Annotated in this window: 18 protein-coding genes; 8 read left to right on the top strand and 10 right to left on the bottom strand. The window is 63.6% G+C overall.

All coding sequences use genetic code 11. The annotated features are described in order from the left end of the window. The first annotated feature begins 141 nt into the window (after positions 1–141). Genes NCR38_RS11015 through NCR38_RS10995 form a run of 5 tightly spaced genes read left to right on the top strand, consistent with a single transcriptional unit; the run spans position 142 to position 2805 of the window. A complete protein-coding gene (locus NCR38_RS11015) occupies positions 142–684 on the top strand; it encodes a GspH/FimT family pseudopilin (protein WP_061119424.1) in 543 nt (180 codons plus the stop codon). Then, positions 681–1064, top strand: coding sequence for a prepilin-type cleavage/methylation domain-containing protein (locus NCR38_RS11010; protein WP_250477059.1), 384 nt, complete (start codon positions 681–683; stop codon positions 1062–1064). Before NCR38_RS11015 ends, NCR38_RS11010 begins: the two co-directional genes overlap by 4 nt. Further along, positions 1061–1849: a PilW family protein gene (locus NCR38_RS11005; protein WP_250477058.1), complete on the top strand. Its 789-nt coding sequence runs from the start codon at positions 1061–1063 to the stop codon at positions 1847–1849. The genes NCR38_RS11010 and NCR38_RS11005 overlap by 4 nt, the downstream gene beginning before the upstream one ends. Further along, positions 1846–2331 carry a pilus assembly PilX N-terminal domain-containing protein gene (locus NCR38_RS11000; protein WP_250477057.1) on the top strand — a complete coding sequence of 162 codons (486 nt, stop codon included), beginning with the start codon at positions 1846–1848 and terminating at the stop codon, positions 2329–2331. The genes NCR38_RS11005 and NCR38_RS11000 overlap by 4 nt, the downstream gene beginning before the upstream one ends. Positions 2332–2340: 9 nt before the next feature. Continuing rightward, positions 2341–2805: a type IV pilin protein gene (locus NCR38_RS10995; RefSeq protein ID WP_250477056.1), complete on the top strand. Its 465-nt coding sequence runs from the start codon at positions 2341–2343 to the stop codon at positions 2803–2805. Between the two features lie 9 nt (positions 2806–2814). Here NCR38_RS10995 and NCR38_RS10990 read toward each other — a convergent pair whose 3' ends face one another. The 4 genes from NCR38_RS10990 to NCR38_RS10975 form a co-directional block, all read right to left on the bottom strand. Then, positions 2815–3312 carry a DUF3318 domain-containing protein gene (locus NCR38_RS10990; RefSeq protein ID WP_250477055.1) on the bottom strand — a complete coding sequence of 166 codons (498 nt, stop codon included), beginning with the start codon at positions 3310–3312 and terminating at the stop codon, positions 2815–2817. Between the two features lie 21 nt (positions 3313–3333). Next, positions 3334–3714 carry a phage holin family protein gene (locus NCR38_RS10985; protein WP_061119418.1) on the bottom strand — a complete coding sequence of 127 codons (381 nt, stop codon included), beginning with the start codon at positions 3712–3714 and terminating at the stop codon, positions 3334–3336. Between the two features lie 179 nt (positions 3715–3893). Next, positions 3894–4196 carry a YqjD family protein gene (locus tag NCR38_RS10980; protein ID WP_016346183.1) on the bottom strand — a complete coding sequence of 101 codons (303 nt, stop codon included), beginning with the start codon at positions 4194–4196 and terminating at the stop codon, positions 3894–3896. Positions 4197–4453: 257 nt separating this feature from the next. Continuing rightward, positions 4454–5644 (bottom strand): acyl-CoA dehydrogenase, encoded by a 1191-nt coding sequence (locus tag NCR38_RS10975; RefSeq protein WP_250477054.1) that lies wholly within the window; start codon positions 5642–5644, stop codon positions 4454–4456. 135 nt (positions 5645–5779) lie between these two features. Here NCR38_RS10975 and NCR38_RS10970 point away from each other — a divergent pair, with 135 nt between their 5' ends. After that, entirely contained in the window at positions 5780–6580 is an 801-nt protein-coding gene (locus NCR38_RS10970; RefSeq protein WP_250477053.1) for an IclR family transcriptional regulator, read from the top strand. Positions 6581–6584: 4 nt separating this feature from the next. Here the strand turns inward: NCR38_RS10970 and kynA are convergent, their stop codons facing one another. Genes kynA through kynB form a run of 3 tightly spaced genes read right to left on the bottom strand, consistent with a single transcriptional unit; the run spans position 6585 to position 9377 of the window. After that, entirely contained in the window at positions 6585–7460 is an 876-nt protein-coding gene (kynA, locus tag NCR38_RS10965; RefSeq protein ID WP_061119415.1) for a tryptophan 2,3-dioxygenase, read from the bottom strand. A 13-nt stretch (positions 7461–7473) separates the two neighbouring features. Next, complete coding sequence (kynU, locus tag NCR38_RS10960; protein WP_250477052.1) at positions 7474–8724, bottom strand: kynureninase; 1251 nt, start codon at positions 8722–8724, stop codon at positions 7474–7476. Positions 8725–8750: 26 nt separating this feature from the next. After that, the gene (gene kynB, locus NCR38_RS10955; RefSeq protein WP_250477051.1) at positions 8751–9377 is read right to left on the bottom strand and encodes an arylformamidase; all 627 of its coding nucleotides are present in this window, start codon (positions 9375–9377) and stop codon (positions 8751–8753) included. Positions 9378–9510: 133 nt separating this feature from the next. Here kynB and NCR38_RS10950 point away from each other — a divergent pair, with 133 nt between their 5' ends. Continuing rightward, the gene (locus NCR38_RS10950; RefSeq protein WP_061119413.1) at positions 9511–10014 is read left to right on the top strand and encodes an Lrp/AsnC family transcriptional regulator; all 504 of its coding nucleotides are present in this window, start codon (positions 9511–9513) and stop codon (positions 10012–10014) included. A gap of 4 nt (positions 10015–10018) precedes the next feature. On the opposite strand, the gene NCR38_RS10945 is transcribed toward NCR38_RS10950, so the two are convergent. Next, positions 10019–10531 (bottom strand): flavin reductase family protein, encoded by a 513-nt coding sequence (locus tag NCR38_RS10945; protein WP_061119412.1) that lies wholly within the window; start codon positions 10529–10531, stop codon positions 10019–10021. 320 nt (positions 10532–10851) lie between these two features. Here NCR38_RS10945 and msrA point away from each other — a divergent pair, with 320 nt between their 5' ends. Next, positions 10852–11403, top strand: a complete 552-nt coding sequence (gene msrA / locus NCR38_RS10940; RefSeq protein ID WP_250477050.1) for a peptide-methionine (S)-S-oxide reductase MsrA — start codon at positions 10852–10854, stop codon at positions 11401–11403. Positions 11404–11410: 7 nt separating this feature from the next. Here msrA and NCR38_RS10935 read toward each other — a convergent pair whose 3' ends face one another. Together NCR38_RS10935 and NCR38_RS10930 are read right to left on the bottom strand one after the other, a co-directional pair. After that, positions 11411–12481 (bottom strand): DUF72 domain-containing protein, encoded by a 1071-nt coding sequence (locus NCR38_RS10935; RefSeq protein WP_250477049.1) that lies wholly within the window; start codon positions 12479–12481, stop codon positions 11411–11413. 11 nt (positions 12482–12492) lie between these two features. Continuing rightward, on the bottom strand, positions 12493–13707 hold the full coding sequence (locus NCR38_RS10930; RefSeq protein ID WP_250477048.1) for a cyclopropane-fatty-acyl-phospholipid synthase family protein: 1215 nt from the start codon (positions 13705–13707) through the stop codon (positions 12493–12495). Positions 13708–13751 lie beyond the last annotated feature (44 nt).

Genomic DNA, 13751 nt, shown 5'->3' with positions numbered 1-13751 from the left:
CTGGCAGCGATGCTAACCCGCGTCTGATTCCGCGCGCCAGGCCAGCCCCTGCCTCGCGGAGTCATACTGACTAATGGCGGCGTGCATTCCTTCTCGCTAGATTGCGTCTTTCGGCTCGAATCTATCGATTAAGGATTGCAGATGATCAGCGCTTCAAATCAAGGTTTCACGCTCGTCGAACTGTGCGTGGTGCTCGCCGTGATGGCGATCCTCGCGACGTTCGCCGCGCCGTCGTTCGTCGCGTGGCAGGTGCGCGATCAGGTCGATGCGCGGGCGCGCTCGCTCTTTTCCGCGATTTCGCTTGCCCGTGCCGAATCCATAAAACGCGGCGCACGCGTCACGCTGTGCCGCATCGACCCGTCGCGTCATTGCCTGGCGGCGGGGCGAAGCTGCGATGCCGGCGTTACTGACTGGTCGTGCGGATGGGGTGTGTTCGTCGATCGCGACGGCGTTTCGACGCTTCTGCGCATGCAGCCCGCGATGACGTCGGTCGCTATCGCCGGGACATCGACCGAACTGTCTTTCACACCGCCCTCCGGACAAGTGATCGGCGGATTTCGCAGCTTCGAACTCGGTCCGCGCGGCGCCGATGCCGCCGCGAATCCCGCGTCGCGTCGATGCGTACGGCTCGCGGCGGGCGGCCGGGCGCGCATCACGCAGGGCGGTTGCGGAGCGTCGGCATGAAGGGCGCGCAACGAGGCGATTCGCTGAGCGAAGTGATGATCGCGTTGACGCTCACGGCGGTGAGCGCGCTTGGGCTCGTCGCGGTGCAAAGCGCGCTCGCGCGCGGTGAGCGGGCGGCGTTGCTGCGGGAACGCGCGGCGCTGATCGCCGATTCGGTCGCGGAAGGCATTCGCAGCGATGCCGACCGAGCGCCAATCGTGTCGCAATGGCAGGCGAGGGCGTCGTCGATGCTGCCCGCGGGCGATGTCGCGGTGTCCGATCGGGCCGACGGCGTGCGCATCGCGACGGTGAGCTGGCGCGCGGAAGATCGGTCCGACCCGTGTCCCGAGCCGCAGGCAAAGCCGTTCACATCGTGCATTGCAATGGCGTTCGCGCGATGACCTCACGCGCCTTCCCGTCGAGCGGTCATACGCTTCTCGAAATGACGATCGCGCTCGCGCTAGGCATGTTGATCGTGACCGCGTCGCTGTCGCTCTATCGCGGGCAGCGCGCCGCGTTCGATCGTGCCACCGACGCCGCACGCATCCAGGACGCCGGACCGACCGCGCTGGACATGCTGGGACAGCAGCTCCAAATGGCCGGTTTCGCGTCTGGCCCGGACGCGACTGTCGAAGCACCGATATTCGGTTGCGCGCAAGGCCGCGTGGTCGGCGCGGAGTCGGGAGCATTGTGCGAGTCGTTGGCCAGTCATTCGGACGGCATCCAGATTCGCTACGCCGCCGATGCCGTATCCACATGGCCGTCGAGCGGTGGCGTGCCAACGGACTGCATCGGCCAGACCATCGCCGACGCCATCGTCACGAATCGCTTTTACGTGAAGGCCAGCACTTCGAGCGGCGAGCCCGAGCTTTACTGCGAGTGCGGCGGCCGGCAGCCCCAGCCGATCGTCGAAGGCATCGAACGGATGCGTGTCGTGTATTGGCGGGCGGACTCGCCATCGGCATTGGACGCTTCGGCCATCGCGCGCGAACGCTGGCGCGATGTCTACGGCGCCGACATTTGCGTCTTGGTACGCGGCTTCAACTCCAACGCGAAGCGGCGAACGAACTACGTCGATTGCAACGGCTCGCCTGCTTATGCCGACGATGGCCGCGCTCGTCAGGTCTTCTGGCGGCGCATCGCGATACGCAATTCGCCGGCGATGACATCCGGAGGCCCGCAATGAAGCGACGTTCCCGAACACGCGGCGCTACGTTACCGATCGTCCTGATTCTCTCGGCAATGATGCTCGTGACGGCGAGCGCATGGTTGCAGACATCGCTCGTGGCGGGCCGCGCGACCGTTGCGACGCGCGAGCGCGCGCAGGCGTTCCATGCAGCGGACAGCGCGCTGATCCGATGCAGCCGGATGCTGTCCCTCGCGCTGCCATCGGCGAGCCAGTCGCTCAAGGACGAACCGTCCCGATGGCGTACGAAGACATCGTTCGAGGGACCGACTGCCGCCGCGATCACGCCGTTCGCGGTGTGGCCGTACGCGCGCCGCGCGCCGCAATGTCTGATCGAATCGTGGGCGAGCGGGGCGTATCTCGTCACTACGCGCGGTTTCGGCGCGAGCCCCGATTCCGAGGCGTGGCTTCAGCTTCGTATCGATATCGCCGAGGGCGCGAGCACGCAGCACTGGCGGCGCGTCGTCGCCAGGCCGTTTTGAGGAGCCGTCATGAAAGGAAGCATGAGCGAGAAGGGCTTCAGCCTTCTAGAATTGATGATCGCGCTGGGCGTCGCCGCGATCATCGCGACATTCGCCATTCCGGCGTATCGAACGCACGTGTTGAAGGCGCATCGACTCGATGCGGCGTCGGCGTTGGTGCGTGCAGTCCAGTTCGCCGAAACGACGCGGCTTGCGCAAACGTCGGAAAGCGGTGAGGCGATCACGCTCGGCGCAAGTTTCGACAGAGCGCCTCCGGGCGGGACGGCGGTATACAGCGTCGCCGTGCTGCCGGAATCGCCGACTAACGGCGGCTACGCCATCGAAGCCGCGCCCGTTGCGCCCGGCGCCATGCAGGACGACGCATGCGGCGCCTTCGTCATCGACGCGACCGGACTGCGCTGGAATCACCCGCCCGGCTCGACCACGCCGCTCGATGCGGTACAGTCCGCGTCCTGCTGGGCGGCGAGAGGTTGAAGTGGGAAATCAGAACACTGTCGGATCGACGGCGTTGGTGGAGGTCTCGGGCGCGGCGGTCTTCATTTGCTGATAGATGCGCCAGCCTTCCCATCCGGCGAGCGCGAGACCGCCCCATTTGAGCACTGGCTTGGCGCTGCGCAGCAACTTCGTTCTCACCGGCTTGGTGAGAACGAGCGATGCAAGGGAACCGACGATCGGATACTGCTTGAGCAGCAAGCCGATATTGCCCGAGCCGAGCAGCGAACCGAGCACGCCGCCGATACCGCCCGCAGACCCGCGGCGCTTGCCCCAGCGTGGCGCCCCCCCGCCTGGCATCAGGAAGCGAAGAACACTGAAATGCGTGACGGACGAACGCAAATCATGTGTTGCTTGCCGCAGCTCCATGCGCTCGACATCCGCGCGAGCGATCAGCAGTTCCTTGCGCAGCGCGCGCATGTGCGGCGTGCGCAGTTTTTTCGCTTTGTCGCGTTTGGGCGACCTGAAGGTATCGTCGTGTTGGCTCATGGCTTGGATTGGGCGCGGAGATCAGCGGAAGGTGTCGCGGTCCTTGCGGAATTCGGCGAGCGTGTCGTCGAACATGTTCGGGGCATCGAGCAAGCTGCTGCGCGCGCGCAGACCGCATGCAATCGCGATCAACGCGTACAGGAGCGTGATGCCGCCGAGCGCCTGCCACCGATACGTGTCCCAAAAGAAGATGGCGATCAGCACCGTGAGCGAGATGAGCGCCATCATCGCGAGCATCATGGCGGCGAGCCCGAGGAAAAGCACGCCGATGAGCCGCTCCTTTTCCTCCTGAAGCTCGATGCCGATGAGTTCAAGACGCGTCTCGAAGATGGCGAAGGCGGAGCTCAGAATTCGTCGCAGCGGTCCGGGGGACGATTGCTGCGTTGGCCGTTCGGTCGTCATGGCTTGAATGCGAGGAGCGCGTTAGTGCCGCTTTTTTGTGGTTCCGGTCGGCGCGTGAAGCGGCCGGCCGGTGCGAGTGTCGAGCCGCGCGCCCGGGCAAGGCGCTCGCGGTTCAGTTCAGCCGGGACCGCGACAAAGAGCAGATTAGCAATTCGCGGGCCATTGTGGCGAGTCAGCGGCTACTTGCGGTTGATCAGAAGCCCGATCACCATGCCGAGCCCCGCCGCAATGCCGATGGACGCCCACGGATGCTCGTGGACGTAATCGTCGGTCGCGCGTGCAGCTTTCTTGCCTCGCTCGATTACGACGACCTGCGCGTCGGCGGCTTTTTCCTTCGCTTGCTTCAGGCGTGTAAGGGCTGTCTCGCGCAATTCGGAAGCGCGTTCACCAGTGGCGGTCGCCGCTTGTTTCAAGAGATCTTCGGCGTCAGCGAGTACGGTTTTGATATCCGACATGAATCGCTCCTTATTGATTTCTGACATGAAAGGCTCCAATCGGTAAGGCTACGGAATCGTAACCAAAGATGGGACCGCTGACGAGGAGGCGTGACGCCTTCCGGGCGAAACTCACGCAGGTTCCGTTCCAGCCGCTCGTGCTTCGTCAATACATCGACATCAATTGGGATGGATACGATCTGACCCGTAAAAGTTTCAGCCGCCTATCGAAAGTTACAAACGGCAGAAAGACAAAGGGCCGGCGCACGGCGCGCCGGCCCTTCTCAACCGTGAACTAAGCTCCTTCAGAAGAACGCCTGGATGCCCGTCTGCGCGCGGCCCAGAATCAGCGCGTGAATGTCGTGCGTGCCTTCGTACGTATTCACCACTTCGAGATTCACGAGATGACGCGCGACGCCGAATTCATCGGAGATGCCGTTGCCGCCGAGCATGTCGCGTGCGAGCCGGGCAATATCGAGCGCCTTGCCGCACGAATTGCGCTTCATGATCGACGTGATTTCGACAGCCGCCGTGCCTTCATCCTTCATGCGGCCAAGACGCAGCACGCCTTGAAGGCCGAGGGTGATTTCGGTCTGCATGTCGGCGAGCTTCTTCTGGATCAGCTGATTGGCCGCGAGCGGGCGGCCGAACTGCTTGCGATCCAGCGTGTATTGCCGCGCGGTGTGCCAGCATGATTCGGCGGCGCCGAGCGCCCCCCAGGAGATGCCGTAGCGCGCGGAGTTCAGGCAGGTGAACGGACCTTTCAGGCCGCGCACGTCCGGAAGCATGTTCTCTTCTGGAACGAAGACTTCGTCCATCACGATTTCGCCGGTGATCGACGCGCGCAAGCCAACCTTGCCGTGAATCGCCGGCGCCGACAGACCCTTCCAGCCTTTCTCCAGGATAAAACCGCGAATCTCGTCGCGGCCGTCTTCCTCCAGCTTCGCCCATACGACGAACACATCTGCGATCGGCGAGTTCGAGATCCACATCTTCGTGCCGGAGAGCGAGAAGCCGTTCTGCACCTTCTTTGCGCGCGTCGTCATGCTCGCCGGATCGGAGCCCGCGTTCGGCTCCGTGAGACCGAAACAGCCGATCCACTCGCCCCGCGCGAGCTTCGGCAGATACTTTTCCTTCTGCGCCTCGCTGCCGAAGGTGTTGATCGGCACCATCACGAGCGACGATTGCACCGACATCATCGAGCGATAGCCCGAATCCACGCGCTCGACTTCGCGCGCGATCAGGCCGTAGCAGACGTAGTTGAGCCCCGGACCGCCGTATTGCTCGGGGATCGTCGGCCCAAGCAGACCCAGTTCGCCCATTTCGCGGAAGATCGCCGGATCGGTCTTTTCCTCGCGAAACGCCTGCATCACGCGCGGCTGCAGCTTGTCCTGTGCGTAAGCGCGCGCGGCGTCGCGCACCATGCGTTCGTCTTCGGTCAGTTGCTGATCCAGCAAGAGCGGATCTTCCCAGTTGAATCGGGCGGCGTCGGCCATCTGCTATCTCCTGATTTCATCGAAAAGCGCCGGAAGCGCGTGCACATTTCCACAATCGGCTGGCGCGAGACGCTTGACATGAGTTCCGCTAGGCGAAACAATGTTTTGCAAATCCAGTTTCGAGTTTATCACCCGATGCCAGCCGAATCCAACCGGAATTCAGCGCCGATTTCTTCGCGTCATCTATCGTCCGAGGACATCGACGAGCGCAAGTTCGTCGTCGCGCTCGCACGCGGGCTCGATTTGCTGCGCGCGTTCCGGCCCGGGGAGACGCTGCTCGGCAATCGCGATTTCGTCGAACGCACCGGTCTGCCGAAGGCGACCGTCAATCGTCTTGCCTACACGCTGACGACGCTCGGCTATCTGCGCTTCGACGAACCTGCGGGCAAATACGCGCTCGACACGGGCGTGCTGTCGCTCGGCTTCACGCTGCTCGCGGGCGCGGACACGCTGGAACTCGCCCGCCCGCACATGCGCGCGCTTGCGCGGGAGATCGGCGCGGCGGTATCGCTCGGTTGCCGCGACGGCCTGGACATGATCTATCTGGAAACCATTCGCAGCGAGACGGCGTTGACGCTCGGCCTTGCGCCCGGCTCGCGCCTCTCGATGCTCACGAGCTCGATGGGCCGCGCGTATCTCGCGGTCCAGGAACCGGCGGCGCGCGAGGCGCTGTTCGACGAACTCGCGAAAAACGAAGACACGGCAATCGTCAATGCCGCCCGACGCTCGATCGACGATTTCGCGCGCGACGGCTGCTGTTATTCGTTCCGCGAGTGGCACGACGACGTCAACGCCATCGCCGCACCTTTTCGCGACCTGCGCAACGGGCGCTGGCTCGTGCTGTCGAGCAGCGGGCCGGCGTCGTCGATGGACGAGGCGTATTTCCGCGAGACGATCGGCCCGAGGCTGAAGGCGCTCGCCGCGCGTCTCGCGTAACGGCTCAGAGCACCGTCCGGACGTGCCAGAGCTCCGGAAACAGCACGACATCGAGCATCTTGCGCAGATACGACGCGCCCGCGGTGCCGCCTGTGCCGCCCTTGAAGCCGATGATGCGCTCCACCGTCGTCACATGCCGGAAGCGCCATTGCCGGAACGCATCTTCCAGATCGACCAGCTCTTCCGCCATCTCGTACAGATCCCAGTGATGCGACGGATCGCGATACACCGCGAGCCACGCCGCCTCGACGGACGGATCGTGCGTCGTCGGCTGCGTCCAGTCGCGCTCGAGACGCTTCGAATCGATCTCGAAGCCGCGTCGGGCGAGCAGGCGGATCACTTCGTCGTAGAAGGAGGGCGCCTCGAGCGTCCCGCGCACCTGTTCGAGAATTTCCGGCCGATGCGCGTGCGGCTTCAGCATCTGCTCGTTCTTGTTGCCGAGCATGAACTCGATCTGCCGATACTGATGCGACTGAAACCCCGATGATTGCCCGAGATACGGGCGCATCGCGGTGTATTCGGAGGGTGTCATCGTCGCGAGGACGTTCCACGCCTGCACAAGTTGCTCGAAGATGCGCGACACGCGCGCGAGCATCTTGAACGCGGGCGGCAGCTCATCGCGATGCACGGCCGCGAGCGCCGCGCGCAATTCGTAGAGCGCGAGCTTCATCCATAGCTCGCTCGTCTGATGCTGCACGATGAACAGCATCTCGTTGTGATCCGGCGAGAGCGGATGCTGCGCGTTCAGGATCGAATCGAGGCCGAGATAGTCGCCGTAGCTCATCGAATCGGCGAAATCGAGCTTGGCGTCGTGCCAACCTTCGTTCTGCGTGGTTTCCACGGCGCCGTGACCGAACGGGCAGCCTTGCGTATTGCTCATGTCGACGCTCCTTTCAGGTCACCGATGCGCGCTCGGCGAATTCGGGCGCGCGCCAGCTTTCGGTCGCGAGCACGTCGCGCAGGATATCGACGGCGTCCCACACATCGACGAAGCGCGTGTAGAGCGGCGTGAAGCCAAAGCGCAGAATGCGCGGCTCGCGGTAATCGCCGATCACGCCCCGCGCGATCAGCGCCTGCATCACCTCATAGCCGTTCGGGTGCTCGAAACTCGCCTGCGAGCCTCGTTGCGCGTGCTCGCGCGGCGTCGCGAGGGAGAGCGGGAATTCGCCGCAGCGTTCCTCGACCAGCCGGATGAACAGATCGCTCAAGGCGAGCGACTTGCGACGCAGCGTCTGCATTCCGGTTTGCAGAAACACGTCGAGCCCGCATTCGACGAGCGACATCGACACGATGGGCTGCGTGCCGCAAAGAAACCGGCCGATGCCGTCGTCCGGGCGATACACCGGGTCCATCTCGAACGGCTTCCTGTGTCCCCACCAGCCGGAGAGCGGCTGCGAGAAGGCGCTCTGATGGCGCTTCGGCACCCACACGAACGCGGGCGAGCCCGGGCCGCCGTTCAGATACTTGTACGTGCAACCCACCGCGTAGTCCGCGCCGACGCCGTTCAGATCGACCGGCACCGCGCCCGCCGAATGCGCGAGATCCCAGACGGCGAGCGCGCCCGCGCGATGAATGGTCTGCGTGAGCGCGGCCATGTCATGCATGTAGCCGGTGCGGTAGTTGACGTGCGTGATCATCGCGATGGCGGTGTTTTCGTCGATCGCGGCCGGCAGTTCCGAAGCATCGTCGACGAGGCGCAGTTCGTAACCGCGATCGAGCTGCTCGATCAAACCCTGCGCGATGTACAGATCTGTCGGAAAGTTCGAACGTTCGGAGACGATCACGCGCCGCTTCGGATCGCGCTCGTTTGCGAGCTTGAGCGCGGCCGACAGAATCTTGAAGAGATTCGCGGAGATCGTGTCCGTCACGACGACTTCGTCTTCGCCCGCGCCGATCAGCGGTGCGAGCTTGTTGCCGAGACGCTTGGGCAACGCGAACCAGCCAGCCGTGTTCCAGCTGCGGATCAGGCCTTCGCCCCATTCGGCGGAAATCACGTCGGCGGCGCGTGAGGCGGACGCTTTGGGCGGCACGCCGAGCGAATTGCCGTCGAGGTAGATCACGCCATCGGCCAATGCGAACTGCTCGCGCAGCGGCGCGAGCGGATCGTCGCGGTCGAGCGCCGCGGCTTCGTCACGATGTTTCATCGAAAAGTCCATATATTTGAAGATCATCAGGAAAGCGGACGCAGGACGGCGCGAACCGGACTCGCATCGAGCGTCGAGAATTTGAGCGGCAGGGCGATCAGTTCGTAGTCGCCGGGCGCGACGGCGTCGAGTACGAGGCCTTCGAGGATCGCCATGCCGTGGGCGCGGATACGCTTGTGCGCATCCATCGTCTTCGAGTCCTGAGGATCGAGCGACGGCGTGTCGATGCCGAGGAGCTTCACGCCTTTTTCGGCCAGCAAGTCGATGGTTTCCGGCGCGACGGCGGCGAAGGCGCTGTCCCATGCATGGAGCGGCGCGTTTGCATACGTGCGCAGCAGAACGCGCGCCGGGACGCCGTCGAGATGCGCGGCGACGTGTTCCGGCGTGACGAGCGGCGAAGCACCGATGCAGTGCAGGACGCGACACTCGCCGATGTACGTATCGAGCGCGACGTCGCCGATCGGCTTGCCGTGCTCATCGCAATGGAGCGGCGCATCGGCGTGCGCGCCGGTGTGGGGCGACAGCGTGAGCCGCGCAACGTTGACGGGCGAGCCCGCCTCGATTCGCCACACCCGCTCGATGCCGACCGGCGTGTCGCCCGGCCAGACGGGCGTGGCGGGGCCGATCGATGGGGAAATGTCCAGAAGCGTCATGACGCGCCCTAACAGAAATCGTAAAGATGCGTCAAATCATAGTCGCGTTATCTCGAAAGGTGCTTGCGAAATAACCACCCAAAAGTGTCGCGCTTAGAACATAATTCGATGAAACGGGCTAGGGGACTCAAAAATGACCGGCTTCACGCTCGATGCAACGGATTGCCGAATTCTGGCGGTACTGCAGGAAGATGGACGGATCAGTAACCTGGACCTGGCGGAGCGCATTTCGCTATCGCCGTCGGCGTGCTTGCGCCGAATGCGCCTGCTGGAAGAGGAAGGCGTGATCGCGAGTTATCGCGCGTGCCTCGACCGCGAGCGGCTCGGCATCGAACTGGAAGCCTTCGTCCATGTCTCGATGCGCAACGACCAGGAAAACTGGCACGAGAAGTTCGCCGCGGCCGTGCGCGAATGGCCGGAAGTGGTCGGCGCGTTCGTCGTCACCGGCGACACGCACTACGTGCTGCGCGTGCTTGCGCACAACCTCAAGCATTACTCCGATTTCATTCTGTCGAAGCTCTACAAGGCGCCCGGCGTGATCGACATCCGCTCGAACATCGTGCTTCAGACGATGAAGGACGATGCGGGCGTGCCGGTCGCGCTGATCGAGCAGCCGGGACGCGCGCACACGCCCTGAGCGTTTATTCCAGCGGCCCCAGCGTATGGAAGCCGCCGGCATGGAAGACGAGCGGCGCGGTTTGCGTTGCGTCTTCGCGCACGCCGCAACGCTCCACTTCACCGACGAAGATCACGTGATCGCCTTCGTCGTAGCGGCTGCGGTTGTGGCATTCGAACCACGCGAGCGCGCCGTCGAGCACCGGCATGCCGGTGTCCCCGGCGGCGTGCGAGACGCCCGCGAAGCGGTCGCCCTTGACCGTGGCGAAACGCCGGCACAGGTCGAGCTGCGATGCCGCGAGCACGTTCACCACATAGTGGCTGTTCGCGCGGAACACTGGCATCGACGCCGATTTCGTCGCGAGGCTCCACAGTACGAGCGGCGGATTGAGCGATACCGAGTTGAACGAGCTTGCGGTGATCCCGATCAACTGGCCGGACGCGGTGCGCGTCGTGATGACCGTGACGCCGGTCGCAAACTGCCCGAGCGCGGCGCGGAACGCATTCGGGTCGAAATTCGGGGTTTTAGCGCGTGTCATTTGGCAGATGAGCAGGCAAATGGGCGGTCGAGTGTGTCGTGTGCTACCGAGCCGGCCGCGCGTCGCGCTTCAGTCGGAAGAACCTTTTCAGAAGTCATGTAAAAACTGGAGAATTGTGTCGATTCTATCGGAATCGGCAGTCGCCGACCGCCAACAGACCGTATTCCGGCAGCAAGTTTTCCGCCGCAAGGGGCTTTCTGCGCCGCCCGGCCAAACCCAGTAAGCTCGACTCATCGCGTCCGGAAGATTGAAGAATCGGCCGGGCGCATCAATATGCAGGATCCGCGGCGTGGCCGCATGCACTTGATGAGGAGTTGCGCATGATCCAACAGGCGAGACTTGAGACCGCGACGCTCGGCGGCGGATGTTTCTGGTGTACCGAAGCCGTGTTTCTCGCGGTGCAGGGCGTGGAGTCGGTCGAATCGGGCTATGCGGGCGGCAAAGTTGTGAATCCGTCGTACGAGCAGGTCTGCGATGGCGAAACCGGTCACGCGGAAGTGGTGAAGGTCGTGTTCGATCCATCGGTCATCGGTTATCGCGAAGTTCTCGAGATCTTCTTCGCGACGCACGATCCGACCCAGCTCAACCGGCAGGGCAACGATGTCGGCACGCAGTATCGCTCGGTCGTGTTCACGCATTCGGACGAGCAACGCAAGATCGCGCTTGACGTCATCGACGAACTGCAGCGCGAGGATGTCTACGGCGGCAAGATCGTCACGCAAGTCGTGCCGCTCGCCGACGACTATTATCCGGCCGAGGCGTATCACCAGAACTATTTTGCGCAGCATCCGAATCAGGGCTACTGCGCGGCGGTCGTCGGGCCGAAGGTCGCGAAATTTCGCAAGAAGTTCGCGCACCGCCTGAAGGCGTGATGCGCTTCTAGTCGCTCCGCGCGCGGTCGCATTCCTCCGCGATGCCGCGCGCGAGCTCGAAGCACGTGAGCGGCGCCGAGCCTTCCGCCTTGTTGTTCGCCGCGATCACCACCGGCTGGCCCGCGATGGCATAACGCGCGGCCAGCTCGGCGAGCGCCTCACGCGTGCCGCGATCTTCATCGACGATCTTGTCGAACGGCTCGTATTTCGCCTTCGCCTGTTCGTAGCGAAAGCCGCTGTGCAGACTCCAGCGCGCGATGAACGGTCCCATTCCTTCTTCGTCCAGCAACGCGAGCGCCTTCGCCTGACGGCGCACGTCCGGCATGCGCGCATGCACGCCGATGCAGTAGCGCACGTTCGCCTCGCGCAGCGCGCGGATGAAGCGTGGCGTGAGCATGACCGCGTCGCGGATCTCGACCGCGTAGCAAGACTCGCCTTCGAGCGGCGGCAGCGCTTGCAGAAACGCCGATAGCCGTTCGATGAAACTGGCCGGATCGACGATCATCGCTTCGGGCAGCGGCGAGAACTGGAACACGAGCGCGCCTGCTTTCGCGCCGAGACCGCCGATGCATGGCGTCACGAATTCATCGATGGCAATCTGCGCGTTCAGAAACGCAGGGTTTTCCGCGTCCGGCGTGCCGCGCTCCCCGCGGATGAAGGCATCGGTGACGGAGGCGGGCGCCTTGACGATGAAGCGGAAGTGCGCCGGCACCTGCGATGCGTAGCGCGCGTATTCAGCGAGCGACAGCGGCGCGTAGAACGAGCGGTCGATCGACACGCTTTTCAGGAGCGGATGCGCGCCGTAGGCGCTGAGACCGTCGCGGGAAAGCTTCGTGTTCGAGTACTCGTCGCCATAGACGATGCCGCGCCATCCCGGAAACGACCATGTCGATGTGCCGAGATGGATTGCATCCGGCAGGCGCTTCGCGAGGGCTTCGAGTTCGGGCTGCAAGGGCGCGGGCAGCACGCCGCACGGCTTTGGCGGCTTTCGTGCCTCCGCAGGCTCCGCCGAAGCAGCGTTTGCAGGCACGCCGAAAAGATCGAACTGATCTTCCGGCTCCCCCGCTTCGATATGCATTGATTCGCGGTTCAGAGCGCCTTCTCGTAGATATACCGCCGCGACCACGGCAGCGTCTTCGCGCTTCGCCCCGCCTTGCGGCAGATCACCTGATAGATCGACACGTCGTCGTTCTCGAACGCATACGCGCAGCCCGCGAGGTACACGCGCCAGATGCGGAAGTGCTCATCGTCGACGAGCTTCTTCGCTTTCTCCGCGTTTTCCTCGAACCTGTCGGCCCAGATGTCGAGCGTATGCGCGTAGTGCCGCCGCAGGCTTTCGACGTCGATCGCTTCCAGCCCGCCGCGCTGCATGCTTTCGAGCGCGAGGCTGATGTGCGGCAGCTCGCCGTCGGGGAACACGTATTTGTCGATGAATTCGCCGCCGCCGAGCGAAGTCTCGCCGCTGTCGGCATCAGACGACGTGATGCCGTGATTCATCGCGATGCCGTCATCGACGAGCAGATCGCGGATTCTCGCGAAGTATCCCGCAAGATTCTTGCGCCCGACATGCTCGAACATGCCGACGCTCGTAATGCGGTCGAACTGCCCCGGGATGTCGCGATAGTCCTGCAGGCGAATCTCGATTCGATCTTCGAGCCCCGCCGCCTTGACGCGCTCGGTCGCGAGCTTGAACTGGTTCTCGGAGAGCGTGACACCTACGCATTTCGCGCCGAACTTCTGCGCCGCGCGGATCACGAGCGCGCCCCAGCCGCAGCCGATATCGAGCAGACGATGACCCGGCTGAAGCTGAATCTTCGTGAGGATGTGGTCGATTTTCTTGAGCTGCGCGGTGTCGATGTCTTCGTCGCCGTTCTCGAAGTACGCGCACGAATAGACCATGTTCTTGTCGAGCCACAGTGCGTAAAACTCGTTCGACACATCGTAGTGGTACTGAATGGCCTTCTTGTCCGACGTCTTCGAGTGATTGAAGTAGCGCCGCACGCGGGCGAGCTTGCTTGCGCTCGTCACCGTGTTCTTCGCGAGCGAATAGCCGATGTTGATGATGTCGGACAGCTTGCCCTCGATATCGATCTTGCCCTTGACGTAGGCTTCGCCGAGATTGTCGAGACTCGGTTCGAGCAGATAAGGCAGCGCGGTCGCGCTCTTCACGTGCAGCGTCACCCGAGGAGCGGCGAACTGGCCGAAATCGTGCTGCTGGCCATCCCAGAGCACGAGCCGCGCAGGCAAATTGGCCCGGTCGCGCACTTCCTCAACCCACTGCGTCAGCTTCTTCTCCCAGAACATGCTTGTTTCTCCGCGCTAAAGAAAATCAAGGGAAGGCTCCCGCC

This window comes from Caballeronia sp. INML1 (assembly GCF_023631085.1).
Lineage (GTDB): Bacteria > Pseudomonadota > Gammaproteobacteria > Burkholderiales > Burkholderiaceae > Caballeronia > Caballeronia turbans.
Note: the sequence above shows the minus strand (reverse complement) of the source record. Positions and strands in the feature narration are given on the sequence as shown.